We start from the raw sequence: 20,072 nt of genomic DNA, 5'->3' as shown, positions 1-20,072 counted from the left end.
TAGCATAGTCATTTATCGCGGAGTAATCATCAAAGTATCGAGCCCTGTCGGCGTCGTAGGCAATAACCTCCCCACGAGGAAAGAGATGACGGCACCTGTAGCGAGGGCGGCTCGGAAGACAGAGATGAAGAAAACGACCTGCTTCTCCAAAGAGATCTTTACCATCGATGGTACGCCCTTAAAATAGATGTAGAGCGCTACTTTTCCGCCGAGGAGTGACGCGAGCCCACCCAAGGGCCCCATGGAAATACCGAAAATCTGCTTTCCGAGAGCTCCCGCAATTGCGCTCATGACCACAAGAGGAAGTGTGTAGGAGATCCGTACCTCCTTAGCTGGTCTGTTCTCACCGCTAATAGTTGTTCAAGGATAGAGAGCTCAATTCACTTTTAGCAAGTATTTGTTCTAGAGGCAGAGTGGTTTCCGTGAGGGTTTTGTAGGGCTTGGCCCTGACCGCAGCACATTAAGCCCGGTTCTGTTGCATGTTTGGTGAGGGAATATGGTGCAAGTCGCGAAAAAAGGAGCAATAGATACACGACCCCCAAAGCTCCGAGAGGGTGTGGGAACGAGGTTGCGCGAGGTTGCGCGGTTGATACGCCAGAAGTAACCCCGTAACAATGATCTTCTTACAGGAGAAGGACAGGAGAAGGCAACGAGGAGTGAGTGTTTGCAGCTGTCGCAGTATATACGCGCGGCTCCGTGAGTGAGGATCCCGCAGTTTCTCTCTACCTCAGACTAGACCAAATCCGCGAGTCTTCAAGAATTTCAACCGCCCACTGAAAATGTCCATTGCTCCGTGGATCGGGCTCAGAGATATATAGGTCACAGGTAACAATGGCATGTGCTGCCAAGTAGCGATAGAGACGGTAGTTGTCCAGAGACGGCAGCATTGCCTCGGCACGGTCCAGAAGTGCATTCCGAATCGCGCGTCGCTCTGGATCGTACATACGGTAAAATCCGATAGCACTTGCTACATCGAGCATATTGTCACCAAAGAGCGTAAAGGATCCAAAATCAACCAATCCCTCGGCTCGGGACAGGTCTGCAGAGACCAACAGGTTACCCGGATAGAAATCACCGTGAATTGCTGATATATCCACGGCAGTATCCGTCCTGATGGACTCAACTAGACACTCAAACTTGGCTCTAAAATCTGCTACATTATTCGGTAGAAGCTCGCCCGTCTTGTGCACTTTTTCTAAGAGAAGCCTCTCGTAAAACTGGGGCCATGTTTGATTGGAGGTTGAGCTTTCCTCACTTTCGTCAAACAGCATGTACTTGGCCGGCGGGTAGATAATTTTAATCTTTGCAAGCGCCCGGACTGCTTTCAAGTAAATCTCTTCAGCTTGCTCTTGATTGGAGCGATCTAGCTTTTCCAACATTCCTTCCAAGGGCTGACCGGGAACTTTTGATTCAATAACGGCAATAAGAGGCCCAGACTCTTTGATCGTAACGATCCGGGGAAGCTTTAATCCACTCGGCGTATCATCCAGCGAGTCATAAAATGCCTTGAGGGTCTTGAGGTTTACCAATCGACTTGGATCGGCATAGAGTTTTAGTACGTGGGATTCTCCATAACAGTACACCTCAGCCTCTGTCCCGACGGCTAAAAGGTCTTTAGACGTGACTTTCAGCTCCTCTAACAGATAAGAGCGATGCTCTCCGCTAATTTTTGTTACGTCTGATCGCCTGATCTCCATTGCTTACCTCCCGATATACACAGCTAGTTCATGACCAATCTGATTCTACCTCGCAATCTGCATCTTCTTCCTATCCTTATCCTTTAGGGATCTGTGGCTGAATTTGGTTGAGGGGTATTTGGGAGGATTAGAAGAAGAAAAAGAAGGGGATTCGTATTTGTTGAGGACGGCTGGGTTAATAAGGGAGAGGGCATATTGAAAATTGTGATTTGCGTGAGTTATGCCGCCTTTTTCTTCTTCTCCTGGGAAATGAAGGAGATTTCAATACCGAGGGCATGAAGCACCGTTAATAAATTTGAAACTGTAGGATTGCCTCGCTCAGAAAACATTCGGTACATACTTTGGCGATTGAGGTTTGTTACTTTGGCAATAGTACCAATCCCACCATGGGCGTCGGCAACACTTTTAAGAGCAATCAGGAAGCCCTCCAGCGAGCCTTCTCTTACTGCTGCAGAGAGATACTCGGCCGACATGTCGGGGTCTTGTAGCTGCTTTTTCAGGAAGCTGTCGTAGTCTTTGGATTTTATGCGTCTTTTCTGTTTAGCCATTTGAAAATTCCTTCCAATACAATTTTGCCTTTTAAATATCCTTCTTTTGAGAAGACTTATCCCCTCCTAGTAATAGGAGAACCACCTCTGATCCGACGACACCAAAATAAATTCGGTAACCAGACCCAAAATGCAAGCGAAGTTCAAACACTCCATTTCCAACACTCTTACAATCACCAAAGTTTCCTAGCCGCAGGCGGTCGATTCTCGTGAAGATCTTCGCCGCTATGGATTTATCCCGAATACTTGTGATCCATTCTTCAAATAGCGCTTTACCATTCGACCTAATGTAGGTTTTATCCGCTTTAATTTCGGCTCCACCTGTTGATTGTCGCCTGAAAGCGACAACGTGTCAAGAGAGATTGTGCGCTTTGGGTTAATTAGGTGAAGTGCTCTAGTGTCCGGGTTCCTTTAGAATAATCTCAATTGTTTAGGGCTGTCTAGCCCTTCAACTAAGTCATCAACATCACTAAAGAGTGGCAAAATGGGTGTTTTCTCAAATATAGAGACGCTCAAGATTTGTAGAATTGTTTACAGGCTCTGCTGGAGTTGAGCGAGGACACGATCGGCTAAGGCTTTAGTGAGCGCATGCGGGTGATTTAGGCGAACCTCGTGAATACGGGCAACCACCTCCCCAGAGTTTGGTTAATAGCAAAAAAGGAGCAATAGACAGACCATCCTCGCAGGCCCGAGAGGGTGTGGTAAGGAGGTTGCGCGATGTTGCGTGGTTGATGGGCCAGAATTAGCCTCGTACCAATCTGAATACGAAACATTGCTACCAGTGGTCACCTAGGCCGGTGCCCCACAAATTTCATTCTAGGTTATATGCACACCTGCGGTCACCGAGGCCGCCCTACCCGTTCAACCTAAAGAAGGCCTTAAGCACAGCCTCCCGATCGGTCTCAGTCGCAGAGTAGGTGAGGTTTCCCGACGCGTCACATACATACCGAGGATCCCATATGCGCGCTTCGTTAAACGCATGAATCACATAACTATCGTGCGCGACATCCTTCTTAAAATCTGCTACTAAAAAACTAGGCTTTGGAAGGCTCCTAAAATTTCGCCGCGCCCGCTTCCACTCTCTGAGCACTCTCTCCCTCCTTTTAACGGACGCAGCGGACTCGTCCGTCTCAAGCGCAGTTAATAAGCCACTCAAAAAGCTAGAGGCTCCCGTAGCGCATGCCGATATCGTAGCCTCTCCAACGCTTAGACGCGGGGGAAACGCCGTCGCGGGCAATGTCTTCGCTTCAACTTGTGAATAGATCTTCAGATAGAACGACGCGAGTATTCTACGAAGCTTGTCATTAATTGCCTTTGTCGTCGGAGGATCTATCGAAAAAGGAGGGTCGGAGACTCCAGACTGCTGGTAGCTATTAAAAAAGTATGCGTTGTACGTGTATACCACATTAGCATCGTTAATAGCCGGCAAACTGGTCAACTGAGAAGGGTCGCCGTACAGCGGCTTCACAAAAAGGGGAACTGTAGGATGCGTTTCTCTAATCGCCGCAATCGTGGAGAGAAGCAACCCATTCCAGTTCTTAGCGCCAGCGCCAAGTAGAGACTTACGCATAGCCGGCTCATTAACTAGATCGAACCCAGCGATGGCAGCATTTGATCCGTACCGCGCCATGATCTCTTGCCATTTTGCTATAAACGCATCCCCTAATGTGGCATCGGAAAACATCTTGTAATGTGATGGACTTTCACGGGTTTCGAACCCACCTGGTGGAGAGTACATAATAAACACCATCTTCAGCCCGCGGGCGGCGAAGAGTGGGAGCACAGAATCAAGAAGCTGGAACTGAGATTCCATCATCACGTCGTAGGCTGCGTCGGTTAGCCCATCCATATTGGCGTTATCACCTACCTGAACTCGAACGACATTGATCCTCCAGTTCGCTATGAGGTCATCGAGCACTGGCTCCGAAATACCATTCAGCGGGATTTGAAACCCTCGCTGCGTTGGAGCTGCGTATGAGAATGAAGTAGCAAAGAGAGAAACGACAGCTACATAAAGGCTTAATAAAACTTTGAGATAATTCGTCATTAACTATTCCTTTAATGCAAGTGCACTTAAAAACTGAGGTGCATTCCTAGCCTTATACTACCAGCTTCCTGAAACACTCCGAAACAAAATAGTGGCAGGAGCTCAAGTTTTCTCAAGAACTCAAACCACGTATACGTGGAGCTCGATTCCTAAGCCCACGGCAAACAATTATTTGGGAGGACCCCTACCGGCTAAAGGGGCTACCTTTAAGGATAGAAAGACCGATTTACTCTTGGTAAGTATTTGCTTTGAGGTGCAGAGTGGCTCCCGGGACGATTTTGTAGGGCTTGGCCCTGACCGCCACACCTCTAGCGTGGTTCTAGTGCATCTTGGGTGAGGTAATATGGTGTAAGTCGCCAAAAAGCAGCAGATAGATACACGACCCCCAAAGCTCCGAGAGGGTGTGGAAACGATGTTGCGCTATGTTGCGCGCTTGATGGACCAGAATTAACCCCGTAACAATAATCTTACAGTCTGAAGCAGCCTGGCAGTAGCGTTTGCAAGTTTTTATTAGTTGCTACAAGAAGGGGAATGGGGCCTTAATATTAGTCTCTAAGATTTAAGTAGATATCTGACTAAGCAGAATAGCGAGAATAAAGAAAAACAGTGGGTATGCAATTCCAAGATTTTATAGAGTAGCTATTAAAAAATAGATTAAAATGAACAAAACACTAATTATATTTTCAACATTGATACTTGCTTTAGCAGGATGCGGAAACAATGATCGAACAAATGAAGTCGAACCAACCGAATACATATACAACTTTCAAGAAGACTCAGAAGATTGGACGGCGGGCTTTGCAGACTATCCAAATGAAGCGAATGCAGAGGAGTTCTATGAATTAGAATTTTCTCATTCGATGTTACCAAGCCCGCAGAAAATTACTGATGGGGCATTAAAACAAGCTGGCAATAATCATAGTGATGACTTGTTTATGTTTGTAAAAAAGAAAATTACTGAGTTAGTGCCCTATAGGACCTATAATGTTTCAATGGAAATTGAATTTGCCTCTAATGCATCAAATGGGGCTACTGGAATAGGTGGTTCCCCAGCAGAAGATGTATTTATTAAAGCAGGTGCCTCTACCTCTGAGCCATTAAAGGTACTAGATAATTCTGAAAACTATTACCGCATGAACATAGACAAAGGAAATCAAGCGCAAGACGGGGCAAATATGAAATTAATAGGAGATTTTGCTAATGGCACAGAGTCCAGTGCCTACAACCTAGTAACCCTAAAAACAATGAACTCTATTAGTGTTGAATCTAACTCCAACGGCGAAATTTGGGTAGTTGTAGGTACTGACTCGGGTTTTGAAGCAACAACTACAATTTATTATAATAAAATTAAAGCGATATTAAAGTAATATTATATCCGTCTTCGGTTTTCTAGTCTTCGCTTGTTTCATCTTCTCTCTTGCGCGACGCCGGTCGTCCGGTCAGCGAAGTATTCGTTGATGATAGGAAGACCGATTCACCATTGGTAGGTATTTGCTTCTAGGTGCAAAGTTGCTCCCGTGAGAATTTTGTAGGCCTTGGCCCTGACCGCCGCACCTCTAGCGTGGTTCTGGTGCAGGTTGGGTGAGGGAATAGGGTGCAAGTCGCCAAAAAAGGAGCAATAGATAGACCATCCTCGCAGGTCCTATAGAGTGAAGACTTTAGAACTCATTCACCGACCGGCGGGTCAAATGAGTCTTAGATAGAAATTTCATCAATAGCCATCCAATGCCCTATAACCCCCTGCCTAAGATCACGATTAGGCCGCCGAAGGCACCAGCCGGAAGTCGTAACGCGCGACATGAAAGGGCTTGTCCATGAGACGGCCGTCCGGCGCCTTGCCAGCCGGATGCGGCTCGAAGTTGACGATCAGGCTATTGCGCACTCCGAACACGGCGTCCGAATCGAGAAACGGGCTGTCAGACACAAACAGGTGTGTAATCAAGCGCTCGTGCCCGGGCGCGCTGAGCATGGTGTGCATGTGGCCGGGCCGGTTCGGGTGTCGACCCATGCGGCGCAGCATACCGCCCACCGGGCCGTCATCAGGCACAGGGTAATAGGCCGGAAGAATTGACCAGAAGCGGTAGTTGCCTGCCGCGTCAGTGTGAAAGCGTGCGCGCAAAGCCATTGGCGCGTCTGCGCCTTTTTGCAGGTCATAAAAACCATCGCCGTCGCCCGACCAGACGTCGAGCGTGCAGTTGGCCACCGGTTTACCGTCGGTGTCGGTGACGCAGCCGTGGTAGTAAGCCGGCGTGCCGGAGCTCACACCTGTGATGTCTGCGCCCAGCTCCAGCTCAGGGGCACCTTCCCAGAAAAACGGGCCGAGCACCGTGGCCTCGGTCGGCGCCAGTTTGGGTGGGGTAGCCTTGAGCGCCACGGCACCCTTGGCCTGCTCAATACCCACCACCGCCATCGACACGCCCAGGGTGTCGGACAAGAGGATGAACTCCTGGCGTTTTTCATCGCACATCTTACCGGCTGCTGTGAGGAACTCGATGGTGCCCATCCACTCTTCAGGCGTGAGCTGAACCTCTTGCACAAAAGCATGAACGTGCTTGACCAGCGCGCTCATGACTTCTTTGAAGCGGGGCTCTTTGCAGTTTGCCATGCGGTCAATGACGGCCTGCACCAGATCTTGTACTTCGAGTTGCGCCATGTCTTGTCTCCTGTGTTGTCAGGCAGCCCAGGGGCAGAGCCGCCTCAAGGGATACTTTTAATTTTTCAAATAAGGCTGCAAGCCTGCGCAAAGCTCAGGCGCGAGTTGCGGCCAAACAGCTTGCTGTTGTAACCGTAACCCAGGCTGATGAGAAAGTTGGCCTGCGAGCTGGCGCCCGGAAAGAACTACGCATAGACCTTTGCCAGATTGACGGCGCACATGGGCCCGCAGTTCATGCCGACAGCGCGCGCTGCAATCATGAAAGGATAGGAAGCTCGAACCACTTTTGGCAAGTATTTGCTTCTAGTTACAGAGTGGTTCCCGTGAGAATTTTGTAGGGCTTGGCCCTGCCCGCAGCACCTCTAGCGTGGTTCTGGTGCAGGTTGGGTGTGGGAATAGGGCGTAAGTCGCCAAAAAAGAGCAATAGTATAGGCGATTAAACCGATCGGGGAGGCTTATTTGGGGGCGTGAATAGTCAGTATTATCACCCCCCGATTTGCTCCGTAAATCGACCCCTGAGGGGTTTGTTCCCACCCCAGTTTGCGTAGCTCCGTAAAATCGCCCCTTGATAGGGGCTAACGCACAGGGATCTGACCAGTCGAGCAGGGGGGGGCTTGTTCGACCCTGATAAAGCTGGGTAGAATCAGGTCTGCATGAATACCTATCTATGGGCCGCTCGGACAACTATTGTGTTGTTGGGTGGCGTACTTATCGTAACAATGAGTCAACCTGCACAACACCTCTTCAAGGCGTTAGATGTGCAGTACGCCTCGGACAGTCTGCTCTACGACAAGGATAGCCCCTTTCGAAAGCTTGGATTACTCCTACAAAACGACGAACAGGCACCCCGCACCGATATTATCATACAAACCGCACAGCACCCCCTTGGCGACCTATCTGGGGATGATAAACAAACCGTCATTACCATAAAAAACGGCACGACCCCCGAGGCCCTCTGGAGCACGCTGCGGGGAGCCGCTTTCAGGGCCTCAGATTTTGTCGAGGCCTTTGCTAAGCGGGGCGAGAAGAGGCACCCGTTGCGGGCCGGCGAGGTAATTCATCTTAAGCGTAGGAACGGCGAGTTGATTGAGCTACGACGGGCACTGCCGGACGGCAGTACTATGATTATCGAGGGCAATACAGAGCTTGGATACAGATCTCGTATCGAAAAGGTCAGGCTCACCAGCAGAGAGAGGAAGGTATCTGGTACGATCTTTACCTCGCTGGTTGATTCAGCGCGCGCCATCAAGCTCCCCTACTCCGTAATCGATGATTTCGTCGATCTATTTGGCGAGCGCGTCGAATTTAGCCGCGATTTGCAGCCCGGCGACACCTTTACCATCTCGTTTGAAGAGCGAGTAATGGATGATGGTAGCGTGTTCGATACCGGAGAGATCCGAAGCGCCTCCTTGCGCATCCGTGGTGAGATGCTCGCTGTTGTGCGCGATGTAGCGAAGGACGGTAGCATTCGCTACTTTGATGAAAAGGGTCAGGTACCGAGTAAGGGCTTTCTCCGTTATCCCCTTAAGTACACCAGGATCTCGTCGGTTTTTTCGAACGCCAGATTTCATCCAGTGTTAAAGATTAAGCGTCCACATAACGGCGTCGATTTTTCAGCACCTACCGGCACCCCTGTGCGCAGCGTTGGTGATGGGCTTGTGATCTATTCAGGATACTCAAAAACCACAGGCTACATGGTGCGCATCTCGCATGGCTCACGCTATACGAGCGAATATATGCATCTAAGTAAGATCGCAACGCAGGCCAGGCGCGGCGCGCGCATAGCACGTGGAAGTGTTCTCGGCGCTGTGGGGAGTACCGGACTAGCAAGTGGCCCGCACCTGCACTACGGACTCTTTGATAAGGGTAAGTATATTGATCCGATGCGGGCTAAGATTGCACATGATATTGGAGTAATTAAGCCCTCAGCAAACGTGATCGCAAGACTTTCAGAGATGAAGAAAGAGCACGACAGCGTCGCTGTTGCAGCCGTTGGGCGTAAAAGCAAGGCATGAGCTGCTATGTTTCCGTTCTGGCCACCGGCTCTGAGCTGCTTGATGGTCGGGTCATAGATACAAATTCAAACTTCGTAGCGCGTGAGCTCGCTGAATTAGGGCTGACGTTGCGGCGTGTGCTGGTGGTTGATGATAACCTGGGCGAGATAGTAACTGGGCTGCAAGCACTGAGCGCCGTGAGCGATATCGTTATTACATCAGGGGGGCTTGGGCCAACTACGGATGATTTAACCCGTGCGGCGGTAGCTGCGTTTGCTGGGGTGAGCGTTGTTGAGAGTACTGAGGCGCGTGCGCAGGTCGAGGGGTTTTTTAAAAAGCGCGGACGTGAGGCTGATGGAATAAATCTTAGACAGGCGTTCTTACCAGAGGGGGCAGCGATCATCATAAATGAGCTTGGTAGCGCCCCTGGCTTTATGCTGCAGCGCCCGAACGAAGGAGTTGTGTCTGCGCTTTCCGGCGTGCCCGCAGAATTTAAGCAGATGTTTCGCTCCTCTGTCTGGCCCCTTATTAAGGCACGCTGTGGCTCTGTTCCAACTATCCAGCGCGCATGCTTTAAGGTTTTCGGTTTGCCTGAATCTACTATCGGTCAGAGGATTGAGGCCTTGCGGTTGCCGATAGATGTAGCCGTATCGTACCGCGCCGCTTTTCCGGAGGTACAGGTGGTGCTTAAGAGTCAGCGGCCGGATCTCGCACTCTTTAGCGAGCAGGTACGTAGAGCCATAACTCCCGCCTGTATCTTTAGTGAGCAGATGGGAGAGAGCTTTCTTGAGAGCCTACAACACCTACTTGAAAAAAACGGTGTGACCATTTCGACCGCAGAGTCGTGTACCGGCGGCATGCTTGCGGAGCTACTGACCCGCACCCCGGGGGCCTCTAAGGTCTATCGTGGCTCTATCGTTGCCTACAACGAAGAGATAAAGCAGGAGATGTTAGGCGTGCCATCCGAGGTATTGCAGGAGCACGGCGCGGTAAGCGCCGAAACGGTCAGGATTATGGCGCAATCGGTACGTGAGTGCTTTAAAACTGAGATCGGTGTTGCTGTTAGTGGTGTGGCCGGTCCAACTGTGGGCGGTGACGCCATGCCTGTTGGAACCTTCTTTGTGGGGCTCTCTTCCCCTCGGGGGTCGACCGAGGTTCGGTGTCTTTATGTAAACGAAAGGGAGAAGGTCCGTGTCTATGCCAGCCATGTAGCACTTGATCTGATACGACGGCACCTTAGGGGGGATGCAGCGCCAGGAACTTATCCCATAAAAAGCTCTTGAATCAAGGCAGTTTAAGTAGGGAGCTATTTCTGTTGTGGATCGTTAGGGGCTAATCGTGAGACTCTATAGGGAGTTGTATTGATTCGTCTGAGGCGAGTCAGCAAGAGATATATAGAGAGAAAGAGATAATGACAGGATACGGACGACGTTCAGGAGACCCAACCGGCGCAACGAAGGAGATGGGGGTGCCATTTCCGGAGTCGAGCGTAATGCAGATGTTAGTTGGCGATGCCGATGAGAACCTGCGGATTATAGAGCGCGAGCTTGGGTTAAAGATCGGACGCTCCGCTGACGGACTTACCCTGGTTGGGCAGGACACCGATGTCGAGCTTGGACACGATCTCTTGGTGCAACTACGTGGACTTATCGAACAGGGTGAGGGGCTCTTTAAGGGCGACGTAGAGCGCGCCATTAAGATGCTCGCAGGTAATAGACGGCTACGGCTTGAGGAGCTCTTTCGCGATGAGATTCGGGTCTCCGGCAAGCGCACTAAGATCGTGCCGAAAACATTCCGTCAGAAAAGTTATATCGAGGACATTAAGAACCACGACGTGGTGTTCGGTGTAGGGCCTGCCGGAACCGGCAAGACCTACCTTGCGATGGCGATGGCTGTAACGGCGCTCCTTAACAAGGATGTAAAGCGCATAGTGCTCTGTCGTCCTGCGGTTGAGGCCGGAGAGAAGCTCGGATTTCTTCCAGGAGATATGGCCGAAAAGGTCAACCCGTATCTACGTCCGCTCTATGACGCACTGCACGATATGATAGATCCTGAGCGTGCAAAGGAGCTGATCGAGAAGGGTGCGATAGAGGTTGCGCCCCTTGCGTTTATGCGCGGACGAACACTTTCTAACGCCTTTGTAATCCTCGATGAGGCCCAGAATACAACTCCGGTGCAGATGAAGATGTTGCTTACTAGAATTGGGTTCGGATCGACCTGTGTTGTTACAGGCGACGTAACGCAGATCGATCTACCGCGTGGAGTACCATCAGGGTTAAATCATGCGGTTAAGATCCTGAAAGATACGTTGGGGATATCTATAGTTCATTTTACTGATGAAGATGTCGTGCGGCATCCACTTGTCTCGCGCATTATTCGGGCTTATGACCGTGACGATGCCTAAAAGAACGCGGCGCTCGCTTAAGCACCCCCCTGCCCCAGCGCGCCAATGGAGGATTCATCTCTCGATTGAGAGCAGAAAGCTTAAGCTCTCTGCCGCCACGTTGCGTCAACTTGTTTCAGAGGTCTTGGCGCAGGTCGAGAGCGAGATAGCTTTAAAAAACATCTGTGAGTTAAATGTAGTTCTTACCGATGATGCGCGCATTCGGGAGATAAATAAGGAGTATCGGAAAAAGGATAAGGCCACCGACGTGCTCTCTTTTCCGCAGTTTTTGCCAGCAGAGATAAGTGGCAAGAGAAAGACGCCGGATCTTTTTAATACCTACCTTGGGGACCTCGTTATTTCAACTGAAACAACGCTACAACAGGCGAGCAGCTTCGGAGTTACGCCATATCAGGAGCTTATTCGTCTCGTTGTACACGGTGTGCTGCACCTATGTGGCTACGATCACGAGAAGGTTCCATTCAAGGACGCGCAGCGTATGCGGCGGCGGGAGCGCAAGATTAGGGCACTCATAGATACGCTCTAGCATTGACGAGACCCTGATAGAGACGTATACGGAGGCTATGACAGCTCTTTTTGAACCATCCGAATTTAAGTACAAGCTACAGGGCCTGAGCGCACGCGTTGAGGTCTTGAGGGGGTTTCTTTGACATCCCTACCCTAACGACCAAGGTAGAGGAGCTTGAGCAGCAATCTCAATCAAACGAGATCTGGAGCGATGCTAATAAGGCCAAAGCCCTTATGCGCGAGCGTGCGCAGTGCGTAGAGCGGCTTGAGCAGTTTAAAAAAATTGCCTCAGTACAAGCCGATACCGAGACGGCCTTTGAGCTTGGGCGCGATTCAAATGACCAGGAATTTATCCTAGAGGCGCTACGCCTGATGGTGGAGCTTGAGGGGTTGATCGGAACCCTTGAGTTTAAGTGCAAGATGAAGGGTGAGTTCGATAGCCAGAACGCTATCCTAGAGATCAACGCCGGCGCAGGTGGAACCGAGGCGCAGGATTGGGGCGAGATGTTGTTGCGCATGTATCTTAGGTGGGCAGAGAGCAAGCGCTTTAAGATCGAGGTTATGGATATCCAGCCGGGTGATGGCGCTGGGATTAAGAGCGTGACGGTGCTGATTGAGGGCGCCTACCCCTACGGACACTTAAGAAACGAGAGTGGTGTGCATCGGCTGGTAAGGATCTCTCCATTTGATTCAAATGCGCGTCGACATACCTCGTTTGCCTCGGTTAGCGTTACCCCTGACATAGAAGAGGAGATCGAAGTTGAGGTAAAAGATGACGATCTACGGGTTGATACCTATCGTTCCTCGGGTGCCGGTGGGCAGCACGTTAATAAAACCGACTCAGCTGTACGATTAACCCATATTCCGACAGGAATTGTGGTTGCCTGTCAGAGCGAAAGATCTCAACATAAAAATAAATCCAGGGCGATGAAGATCCTTAAATCAAAGCTGTACGAGCTCGAGCAGGATCAGCAGCGCGATAGGATCGATCAGCTTAAAGGTCAGAGAAAGAAGATCGATTTTGGAAGCCAGATTAGAAACTACGTAATGCAGCCGTATCAATTGGTAAAGGATCTCAGGAGTGATTATGAGACCTCGGATGTAAACGGAGTGCTCGATGGTAAGATCGATCCTTTGATAGAGTCGTGTCTTTTAATGACAGAAAAACATGGTGAATAGTTACGAAATTAAGGCCGAACTACTGAAGGAATTAGCGCTTGAGGTCGGACAGGTTACACCCGATCTCGGCATCAGAGCGGGAGTAGATTCGCGCCATCCTATATACCGTGGAAAGATCGTAACGAGCTTTGCATCGTGGGATCTGCTCGATCTGCAAAGACGGCGCGAGATCTCTAAAAGCATCGTGCACGCACTTGAAGAGTTTGGTGGGCACGCTGGTATTGGGCGACAATCTGGGGGACTAACAGACGCGCACACAAGGGCGGAGCGGCGCATCGCACACTTCTTTGGAGCGGAATCGGCGCTACTATTTGGGACGAGGGCCCAGTCAGTTCTAACCTGTATAACAGCGTTGTGCTCGGAGGGGTGGGTCGTACTTGGTGCGGCCCTTACCACCCTACCCTTGGCGGATGCTTGCGCACTAGTCGGCGCGGATTTTTATGAGTTTGATAGCGATGCGGCGCTACAAGCTCTGCTCGAGCGCTTTCAGCTCTCAAAGCGGGTCTTGGTCTTTGTTGAATCTGTATCAGCTGTAACAGGCGAAATTACCGATGTACAGGCGACCTTCTCAATGCTTGAGCGCTGCGGAGCGTGGGGGGTAGTTGATGAAAGTGCGGCACTTGGAATCGTTGGAATGCGGGGAGCCGGCTCGGCTGAGGAGCTTCCGATATCGCCGGTGCTTTTGGCAAGGATAGTAGGGCTCGGGCTTGTGGCCGGTGTGGAGCTAGCTGCTATAGTATGTATGAATGAATTCAGGGAGTTGCTATTAAAGCGCTCCCGTTACCTTAGGATTGAGTCACCTCCACCGGTGACAGCTGTATGCGGAGCACATAGCGCGCTCGATCTGATAGAGGTTTCAATCCTGCAACGCAAGATGATTTCAGCTAGGGGGCGCTTAGTTGAGGGCGCTGCTAGGGAGCAGGGATGGAGCGTTCTTGGTGGTGGTGAGCTGCCTGTAATGTCTGTGTGGTTCGATAGCTTTAAGAAAGCGCAGCTTATTCAGGCAGCTCTTTTGCAGCGATCGATCTTCGTTGAGGCGCTTGCGGCTCGCAGCGTAAGGAAGACCGGAGCGGTTCTTAGGGTGTTGCTTTCAAATGCGCATACTCAAAAGGAGATTGAATCACTTATTGAGGGGTTCGCAGAGGTACGTAAGCGCCTTGCAGCAGATATTTAAGGCACCATAGAGCTTCCCCCACTCCATTTCAGCTTCGAATGTGTTCCACGTGGAACACATTCAAGGATATTTAAGTCACCACCTGCCCCCTACCCCGTTTGAGCTTTAAATATGTTCCACGTGGAACACATTAGTAGCCATACAAATTCTTCGATCAAAGGTACTATAACCATCAGTTTTTTATTGTTACTGATTCCTACTCGTGATACCTCTTACACCTTCTACAGACTTAGTATCTTCAATCTAAAACTATGGCACACGTAATTGCCCTGGCGAATCAAAAAGGTGGCGTTGGTAAGACTACCAGCGCAGTAAGCCTATCCGCGCAGCTAGCTCTTCTGGGGTTTAAGGTGCTTTTGCTTGATTTTGACCCGCAAGCCAGCGCTACAAGTGGCCTAGGTATTAAAAAGCATCCCGAGGGAGCAGATCTTTACGACGTATTCTTCGGCAAGTTGCAGCTTTCGGATCTTATACGCCCCTCCTCTATATATAACCTCTCAGTTGTTCCTGGATCTCACGACCTAGTAAGTCTTGAGCTAGAGATCGGGCGCACTCCTGGGCGTGAGTTAATTCTACAGAGCGCCTTGGCGGATGTATTAGGAAGCTACCAGTTCGTGCTGATCGACTGTCCCCCCTCCTCCGGTCTTCTGACCCTTAATGCGCTCGGTGCAGCATCCTCTGTCTTGGTTCCGCTGCAGGCAGAATACTATTCGCTAGAGGGCCTAAGTGGTCTCCTTAATACGATATCATTCGTTCAGCAGACCTTTAACCCAAAGCTTGATCTGCTAGGCGTGTTCCTAACTATGTTCGATGGCCGCACGAAGCTCTCTGTGCAGGTCTTTGAGGAGGCCGAAAAGCACTTCGCCGCTCGACTCTTCAAAGCGAAGATTCCAAGAAATATCCGACTATCTGAGTGTCCCAGCCATGGGATGCCGATCTGTAGCTACGATCCGCAGAGTGCTGGAGCCAAGAGTTATCTAGCACTTACGGGTGAGTTAATAGATCGGTTGGGTGTAGATAAGGATGGGGCGGCTCGCGCAGCCTAGCTGTTTTATGCAACTGTTCCACGTGGAACACTTTTAGAGGTAATTTATAATGGATGTGGCAAAGGGTCTTAAGAAACCGACCAGAATGGCCTTAGGGCGCGGATTAAGCGCGCTGGTATCGTCAGCCATGCCGGTCCCAGTAGCACCACCCACTAGACTTCCTATAACGGAGCCGCAGAACTCAAACGATGTTTTACTAAATCGAGGCGAGGGGGAGGTCTCCTTCATTACTCTCAACCTTATCACCACCAACCCAACCCAACCCAGACAGACCTTTCCTGAGCAGGAGATAGCGGAGCTCTCCGAGTCAATTAAGACCCTCGGGGTATTGCAGCCTATACTTGTTAGGCCCATGGGGGAGGGGTACCAGATTATAGCCGGAGAGCGTCGTTACCGTGCTGCTAGCAGGGCAGGGCTCTCTCAAGTACCTGTGTTAATTAGATCTTTAGACGAGCGCGAGACCCTTGAGGTAGCACTTGTAGAGAACGTTCAACGCCAAAACCTAAACCCCCTCGAAGAGGCCAAGGGCTATCAGAGGTTAATGGACGAATTCTCGCTGACCGCCCAAGAGGTCGCTGAGCGGGTAGGCAAGGATAGGGCAACGGTAGCAAACCTTGCCCGCGTTCTAAAGCTTCCTGCGGTTGTGCAGGAGATGCTGCGGGACGGTCGACTAAGCATCGGACACGCTAAGGCGATCTTGACCGTTAGGGAGCCAGTTGCTCAGATTAGCCTTGCAAATAAGGTCATAAGCGAGGGGCTCTCGGTGCGCGCAATTGAGTCTATAGTGTCGCGCGATGTGGTGCTTGACCCACCGCGCAAGGCTTCCTCGGCCGAGACGCGACGTGAACGTGTGCCGCAATATCCAGAGCTTGAGGATCGATTACGCAACGCCCTTGGAACGAAGGTTTCGATTCAGCGTGGTGTAAAGGGTGGATCGATTGAGCTGCATTTCTTCTCAGATCAGGAGCTCGATCGATTAGTAGATATATTAAGTAACTACTCACCCCAATCTAGACTTATCAGTGGCTAAGATGGACACGGGGCTGGCTAGGTGAATAGTTGCTATATTATAATTGGGAATAGGTGAACGTTATGGGTAATGCATTAAATATCGCAGATTCATTGGGGAAAACAGCTAAATTTACACTCGGAGAGGGGCTCTCTGGAGCGAGCTCAACGGTGCTCGGCGCAAACGCGCAACTGAAAGGGGATATTAGGGCAGCCGGAGATGTTGTGGTTCTCGGCACGATCGAGGGCGAGCTCTCGTCCCATTCGCGTATTACGATTGGAGCCGGAGGAAGCGTCATCGGGCGCGTTATTGCAACTGAGATCGTTATCGAGGGGCGCCTAGCTGGGGAGTCGATAGCTTCAAAGTCACTTTCGATGCTCGGCTCAGCAGAGGTTCGTGGCGATGTTACAACGCCGGTTTTGGTGATCGAACCTGGAGCGACATTCGTTGGGCGGTGCTCTATGCCGCAACCTGAGGTTCAGGAGCTACGTAGCCCACAGGAGACACAACCCAAGGCTCAAATAAAGGCATAGCGGTTGATTTAAATCGCAAAATCAATGATTCTATAGCCCTAACAGCTATTATTAAAGTGTGATGGAATTCATGACAGGCATCCTCGCAGCGCTTGATCTTACCCCGCAAGATTGTCCAATGATCGTGGTGGGAACTCTATTGCTCTATATGCTTTACCGGGCACTCTCAACGAAGCTCTTTAAACCGATGCTAGAGCACATTGAGCACCGCGAAGAGGCTACGATCGGAGTGTTGCAGACGGCAGCCCAGATGCGCCAGAAGGGCGAGGCCCTGCAGTTGCGCCATAACGAAGCGTTATTTCAGGCTAGGGTTGAGGCAAACCAACAAAAAAACGAGATACTTACAGCCGCAAAGGAGCGCGCTGCAACGATTATTGCAGCAGCTGAGGCTAGTGCTGCGGTTGAGCTTAAAGGTGGGCGCGCCGCAATTCAGGAGCAGGTTAGCGCAGCGCAATCACGGGCTGAGAGCGAGGCAGTTGATCTTGCAGAACGGCTTGCGTCCCGAGTTAATTCGCAGCTCGGCGCGCAGTAGCGCACACGGATCTGACCTGGTGAATAACAAACCCCTCAGGGGTCGATTTGCTCTGCAAATCTGGGGTGATAATATTAACTATTCACCCCTAAAATGAGCGTCCCCGATCAGGGGACGACAAGAAAGGGGCGAATCCCTACAAAGACCGCCTTCTATAAGCATTAACGTGCACAACAGTAAAACCTGGTGAATAGTTACTGAAATTATAGAGCTAAAGGCGTGACTTGTATCGTAATACTGGCTATCCTACTAGCGCCCTGAGTTGGGGCCGTAGGGGGTATATTAGAGCCCCAAGCTTATGATGAACTTTCAAACTATGAAATTTCAATCTATGAACTTTTAACCCATGAACTTTTAACTCATGAAAAGCCCTCGAAACAGAGCCAAAAGTCCACTCTATAAGCTCATTGCGAGCGTAGGCGTTGCTGTTAACGGGGCAATAACTAACGATGCGCTAGCCGCAGATGGAGCACCGCACCAACTGTCGATCCTAGATCTCAGCGCCGGATGGTTAAATTTTATCTGCTACATAGCCTTGTTATACTTTCTGCTTAGAAAGGCTATTCCGAACGCCTGGAGAGCGCGGCGCACAAGGATCTTAACAGCTGTAGAGGGGTGTAAAGCCGAGCTTCAGAGCGCCGAGCGTGAGCTGAGCGCGATAGAGGTGCGTACTAAAAATCTTGCAGTCGAGCAGGTGCTAGCCAAGGATGAGATTCGACAACAGGCGGAGGTTGAAGCGGCTACTATCGAGCAGCGCGCAAAGGAGCGTGCCGCCCGTATTCAGAGTCAAGCCAAGGATCTCCTGGTTGGTGAGCTGCGTTCGGCTCACGCACGGTTTCGTGCGGCGCTCGTTGCTAAGGCGCTCGAACTTACAAAGGGACGCTTCGCTAGGGGCGAGTTCCTCTCGCAGCAACAGTCCTATCTTGATGCAGCAGTTGGGCGGGCAAAGAGGCTCGTTCAATAAATTTTTATAAGGGGCAGGGGATTCACGCATGAGCGCAGGACGCCACACACTTATTGCTAAAAGATACGCCAAGGCGCTCTTTGGTATCTGCGCGCCTGTCGATTTTGATAGCACCGAGGCGCAGCTTAAGACCCTCGCGCTAGTCTGGAATGCATCGCAAGATCTGCGCCAAAGCATGCTCAATCCCCGTGTTACAGATTCCCAAAGGATCTCTGTGATAGACGGCGTTGTTGCCTCGTTTGGTGGTTGGGCGAACGAGCCGACTAAGAAGGTAGTTCAGATCTTGGTATCTTTACGCAAGACCCCCGTCTTGCCGCAGCTGGCAGAGAGCTTTGCAGCGCTTGTGAGCGAGTACAGAAAGAGCCTAACCCTTGAGGTAACGGTAGCAACGCCAATGACCGATAGCGCTGTGTCCGATCTGAAAGTGCTGCTCTCAAAGGCCCTGGGCGGCGAGGTAACTTTAGATGTGAAGAGCGACGCAGCGCTACTTGGAGGATTAACGATCCGTTTAGGGGATAAGCTGCTAGATCGATCGGTTCTAGGAACGCTACAACGTATGGCGGTAGAATTGGCTCAGTAGTATTTTTTCTAAGAGAGTTTTTGAGAAGAGGTAATTATGGACATACGCGCAGATGAAATAAGCAGGATTATTAAGGACAAAATCGGAAGCGTCTCTGGCGATCAGGACCTTACTGAAGTTGGATCCGTTCTTAGCGTCGGCGATGGAATCGCGCGCGTGTATGGACTCGGCAAGGTAGCTCTCGGTGAGCTTGTTGAGTTCTCAAACGGCACTAGGGGCATCGCGCTTAACCTCGAAGAGGATAACGTCGGCGTGGTGGTCATGGGCGAAACTAGCGAGATAGCAGAGGGCGATACAGTAAAGCGCACCGCACAGATCGCAAAGGTACCGGTTGGTGAGGCCTTGATTGGTCGCGTTGTAGACGCGCTAGGCAACCCAATCGATGGACTCGGAGATATTAAGACCAGTGAGACCCGTCGTATTGAGATTAAGGCGCCTGGCATCGTAGGACGTAAGTCCGTGCATGAGCCGATGCAGACCGGCCTTAAGGCCATCGATGCGATGACGCCAGTAGGGCGTGGACAGCGCGAGCTTATTATCGGCGACAAGAAGACCGGCAAAACTACCGTTGCGATCGATACTATTATTAATCAGAAGGGTAACGGCGTAATCTGCATCTACGTTGCAATCGGTCAGAAGCGCTCCTCAGTTGTTCAGGTCGTTGAGCGACTGAAAGAGTTCGGCGCGATGGATCACACCATCGTTGTTGCAGCGACTGCATCAGAGCCAGCTCCGATGGCGTACCTAGCTCCGTACACAGGTTGTACGATGGGCGAGTACTTTATGGAGAACGGCAAGCACGCCCTCGTTATCTACGACGATCTTTCGAAGCACGCCGTAGCCTACCGCTGCGTTTCACTTCTACTGCGCCGCCCACCTGGACGTGAGGCGTATCCAGGAGATGTATTCTATCTCCACTCCCGCCTCCTAGAGCGCGCAGCCAAGCTAAGCGATAAGCTTGGCGGCGGATCGCTTACAGCGTTGCCGATTATTGAGACCCTTGAAGGTGACGTAGGAGCATTCGTTCCAACCAACGTAATCTCTATCACCGATGGACAGATATACCTTGAGGCCGACCTCTTTAACTCCGGTGTTCGTCCGGCGGTGAACGTTGGTCTCTCGGTGTCGCGAGTGGGTGGAGCTGCACAGGTAAAGTCGATGAAGAAGGTGGCAGGAACGCTACGTCTTGATCTGGCCCAGTACCG

The 20,072-nt window shown here is 50.9% G+C and carries 19 protein-coding genes and 1 pseudogene; 14 read left to right on the top strand and 6 right to left on the bottom strand.

Going from position 1 to position 20,072, the window contains the following annotated elements; translation table 11 throughout:
* Positions 1 to 12: 12 nt before the first annotated feature.
* The 5 genes from NTV65_04450 to NTV65_04430 all read right to left on the bottom strand — a co-directional run bounded on the left by NTV65_04450 (position 13) and on the right by NTV65_04430 (position 4,292).
* Entirely contained in the window at positions 13 to 291 is a 279-nt protein-coding gene (locus NTV65_04450) for a hypothetical protein (protein MCX6114454.1), read from the bottom strand.
* Positions 292 to 722: 431 nt separating this feature from the next.
* Complete coding sequence (locus tag NTV65_04445) at positions 723 to 1,697, bottom strand: aminoglycoside phosphotransferase family protein (GenBank protein MCX6114453.1); 975 nt, start codon at positions 1,695 to 1,697, stop codon at positions 723 to 725.
* A gap of 218 nt (positions 1,698 to 1,915) precedes the next feature.
* Positions 1,916 to 2,245, bottom strand: coding sequence for a transcriptional regulator (locus NTV65_04440; protein MCX6114452.1), 330 nt, complete (start codon positions 2,243 to 2,245; stop codon positions 1,916 to 1,918).
* A 31-nt stretch (positions 2,246 to 2,276) separates the two neighbouring features.
* Positions 2,277 to 2,555, bottom strand: a complete 279-nt coding sequence (locus NTV65_04435; GenBank protein MCX6114451.1) for a type II toxin-antitoxin system RelE/ParE family toxin — start codon at positions 2,553 to 2,555, stop codon at positions 2,277 to 2,279.
* Between the two features lie 543 nt (positions 2,556 to 3,098).
* On the bottom strand, positions 3,099 to 4,292 hold the full coding sequence (locus NTV65_04430; protein ID MCX6114450.1) for a cellulase family glycosylhydrolase: 1,194 nt from the start codon (positions 4,290 to 4,292) through the stop codon (positions 3,099 to 3,101).
* A gap of 659 nt (positions 4,293 to 4,951) precedes the next feature.
* Here NTV65_04430 and NTV65_04425 point away from each other — a divergent pair.
* Complete coding sequence (locus tag NTV65_04425) at positions 4,952 to 5,659, top strand: hypothetical protein (GenBank protein MCX6114449.1); 708 nt, start codon at positions 4,952 to 4,954, stop codon at positions 5,657 to 5,659.
* 389 nt (positions 5,660 to 6,048) lie between these two features.
* Here the strand turns inward: NTV65_04425 and NTV65_04420 are convergent, their stop codons facing one another.
* Positions 6,049 to 6,945: a hydroxyquinol 1,2-dioxygenase gene (locus NTV65_04420; protein MCX6114448.1), complete on the bottom strand. Its 897-nt coding sequence runs from the start codon at positions 6,943 to 6,945 to the stop codon at positions 6,049 to 6,051.
* 653 nt (positions 6,946 to 7,598) lie between these two features.
* Here NTV65_04420 and NTV65_04415 point away from each other — a divergent pair.
* The 13 genes and pseudogenes from NTV65_04415 to atpA all read left to right on the top strand — a co-directional run.
* Positions 7,599 to 8,960, top strand: a complete 1,362-nt coding sequence (locus NTV65_04415; protein ID MCX6114447.1) for a peptidoglycan DD-metalloendopeptidase family protein — start codon at positions 7,599 to 7,601, stop codon at positions 8,958 to 8,960.
* Positions 8,957 to 10,222: a CinA family nicotinamide mononucleotide deamidase-related protein gene (locus NTV65_04410; protein MCX6114446.1), complete on the top strand. Its 1,266-nt coding sequence runs from the start codon at positions 8,957 to 8,959 to the stop codon at positions 10,220 to 10,222. Before NTV65_04415 ends, NTV65_04410 begins: the two co-directional genes overlap by 4 nt.
* Positions 10,223 to 10,350: 128 nt before the next feature.
* A complete protein-coding gene (locus tag NTV65_04405; protein MCX6114445.1) occupies positions 10,351 to 11,343 on the top strand; it encodes a PhoH family protein in 993 nt (330 codons plus the stop codon).
* Positions 11,336 to 11,869, top strand: coding sequence for an rRNA maturation RNase YbeY (ybeY, locus tag NTV65_04400; protein ID MCX6114444.1), 534 nt, complete (start codon positions 11,336 to 11,338; stop codon positions 11,867 to 11,869). Before NTV65_04405 ends, ybeY begins: the two co-directional genes overlap by 8 nt.
* A 113-nt stretch (positions 11,870 to 11,982) precedes the next feature.
* A pseudogene (gene prfB / locus NTV65_04395) lies at positions 11,983 to 13,029 on the top strand (peptide chain release factor 2).
* The gene (locus NTV65_04390; protein ID MCX6114443.1) at positions 13,019 to 14,203 is read left to right on the top strand and encodes a hypothetical protein; all 1,185 of its coding nucleotides are present in this window, start codon (positions 13,019 to 13,021) and stop codon (positions 14,201 to 14,203) included. The pseudogene prfB and the gene NTV65_04390 overlap by 11 nt, the downstream one beginning before the upstream one ends.
* Before the next feature lie 251 nt (positions 14,204 to 14,454).
* Positions 14,455 to 15,249 carry a ParA family protein gene (locus NTV65_04385; protein ID MCX6114442.1) on the top strand — a complete coding sequence of 265 codons (795 nt, stop codon included), beginning with the start codon at positions 14,455 to 14,457 and terminating at the stop codon, positions 15,247 to 15,249.
* A 55-nt stretch (positions 15,250 to 15,304) separates the two neighbouring features.
* Positions 15,305 to 16,279, top strand: a complete 975-nt coding sequence (locus NTV65_04380) for a ParB/RepB/Spo0J family partition protein (protein ID MCX6114441.1) — start codon at positions 15,305 to 15,307, stop codon at positions 16,277 to 16,279.
* A 62-nt stretch (positions 16,280 to 16,341) separates the two neighbouring features.
* Positions 16,342 to 16,791: a polymer-forming cytoskeletal protein gene (locus NTV65_04375; protein MCX6114440.1), complete on the top strand. Its 450-nt coding sequence runs from the start codon at positions 16,342 to 16,344 to the stop codon at positions 16,789 to 16,791.
* 70 nt (positions 16,792 to 16,861) lie between these two features.
* A complete protein-coding gene (locus NTV65_04370) occupies positions 16,862 to 17,323 on the top strand; it encodes a hypothetical protein (protein ID MCX6114439.1) in 462 nt (153 codons plus the stop codon).
* A 361-nt stretch (positions 17,324 to 17,684) separates the two neighbouring features.
* A complete protein-coding gene (locus NTV65_04365; GenBank protein ID MCX6114438.1) occupies positions 17,685 to 18,287 on the top strand; it encodes a hypothetical protein in 603 nt (200 codons plus the stop codon).
* Positions 18,288 to 18,315: 28 nt separating this feature from the next.
* Positions 18,316 to 18,867, top strand: coding sequence for an ATP synthase F1 subunit delta (gene atpH / locus NTV65_04360; protein ID MCX6114437.1), 552 nt, complete (start codon positions 18,316 to 18,318; stop codon positions 18,865 to 18,867).
* A 36-nt stretch (positions 18,868 to 18,903) separates the two neighbouring features.
* A partial coding sequence (atpA, locus tag NTV65_04355) for a F0F1 ATP synthase subunit alpha (protein MCX6114436.1) occupies positions 18,904 to 20,072 on the top strand: 1,169 nt, incomplete at its 3' end.

The organism is Pseudomonadota bacterium, from assembly GCA_026390555.1.
Classification (GTDB): domain Bacteria; phylum Bdellovibrionota_C; class UBA2361; order UBA2361; family OMII01; genus OMII01.
Note: the sequence above shows the minus strand (reverse complement) of the source record. Positions and strands in the feature narration are given on the sequence as shown.

What these genes read in the sequence shown, in the direction of transcription:
- NTV65_04450 (MCX6114454.1), bottom strand. Translation starts at nt 291, where the DNA reads ATGAGCGCAATTGCGGGAGCTCTCGGAAAGCAGATTTTCGGTATTTCC.
- NTV65_04445 (MCX6114453.1), bottom strand. Translation starts at nt 1,697, where the DNA reads ATGGAGATCAGGCGATCAGACGTAACAAAAATTAGCGGAGAGCATCGC.
- NTV65_04440 (MCX6114452.1), bottom strand. Translation starts at nt 2,245, where the DNA reads ATGGCTAAACAGAAAAGACGCATAAAATCCAAAGACTACGACAGCTTC.
- NTV65_04430 (MCX6114450.1), bottom strand. Translation starts at nt 4,292, where the DNA reads ATGACGAATTATCTCAAAGTTTTATTAAGCCTTTATGTAGCTGTCGTT.
- NTV65_04425 (MCX6114449.1), top strand. Translation starts at nt 4,952, where the DNA reads ATGAACAAAACACTAATTATATTTTCAACATTGATACTTGCTTTAGCA.
- NTV65_04420 (MCX6114448.1), bottom strand. Translation starts at nt 6,945, where the DNA reads ATGGCGCAACTCGAAGTACAAGATCTGGTGCAGGCCGTCATTGACCGC.
- NTV65_04415 (MCX6114447.1), top strand. Translation starts at nt 7,599, where the DNA reads ATGAATACCTATCTATGGGCCGCTCGGACAACTATTGTGTTGTTGGGT.
- NTV65_04410 (MCX6114446.1), top strand. Translation starts at nt 8,957, where the DNA reads ATGAGCTGCTATGTTTCCGTTCTGGCCACCGGCTCTGAGCTGCTTGAT.
- NTV65_04405 (MCX6114445.1), top strand. Translation starts at nt 10,351, where the DNA reads ATGACAGGATACGGACGACGTTCAGGAGACCCAACCGGCGCAACGAAG.
- ybeY (MCX6114444.1), top strand. Translation starts at nt 11,336, where the DNA reads ATGCCTAAAAGAACGCGGCGCTCGCTTAAGCACCCCCCTGCCCCAGCG.
- NTV65_04390 (MCX6114443.1), top strand. Translation starts at nt 13,019, where the DNA reads ATGGTGAATAGTTACGAAATTAAGGCCGAACTACTGAAGGAATTAGCG.
- NTV65_04385 (MCX6114442.1), top strand. Translation starts at nt 14,455, where the DNA reads ATGGCACACGTAATTGCCCTGGCGAATCAAAAAGGTGGCGTTGGTAAG.
- NTV65_04375 (MCX6114440.1), top strand. Translation starts at nt 16,342, where the DNA reads ATGGGTAATGCATTAAATATCGCAGATTCATTGGGGAAAACAGCTAAA.
- NTV65_04370 (MCX6114439.1), top strand. Translation starts at nt 16,862, where the DNA reads ATGACAGGCATCCTCGCAGCGCTTGATCTTACCCCGCAAGATTGTCCA.
- NTV65_04365 (MCX6114438.1), top strand. Translation starts at nt 17,685, where the DNA reads ATGAAAAGCCCTCGAAACAGAGCCAAAAGTCCACTCTATAAGCTCATT.
- atpH (MCX6114437.1), top strand. Translation starts at nt 18,316, where the DNA reads ATGAGCGCAGGACGCCACACACTTATTGCTAAAAGATACGCCAAGGCG.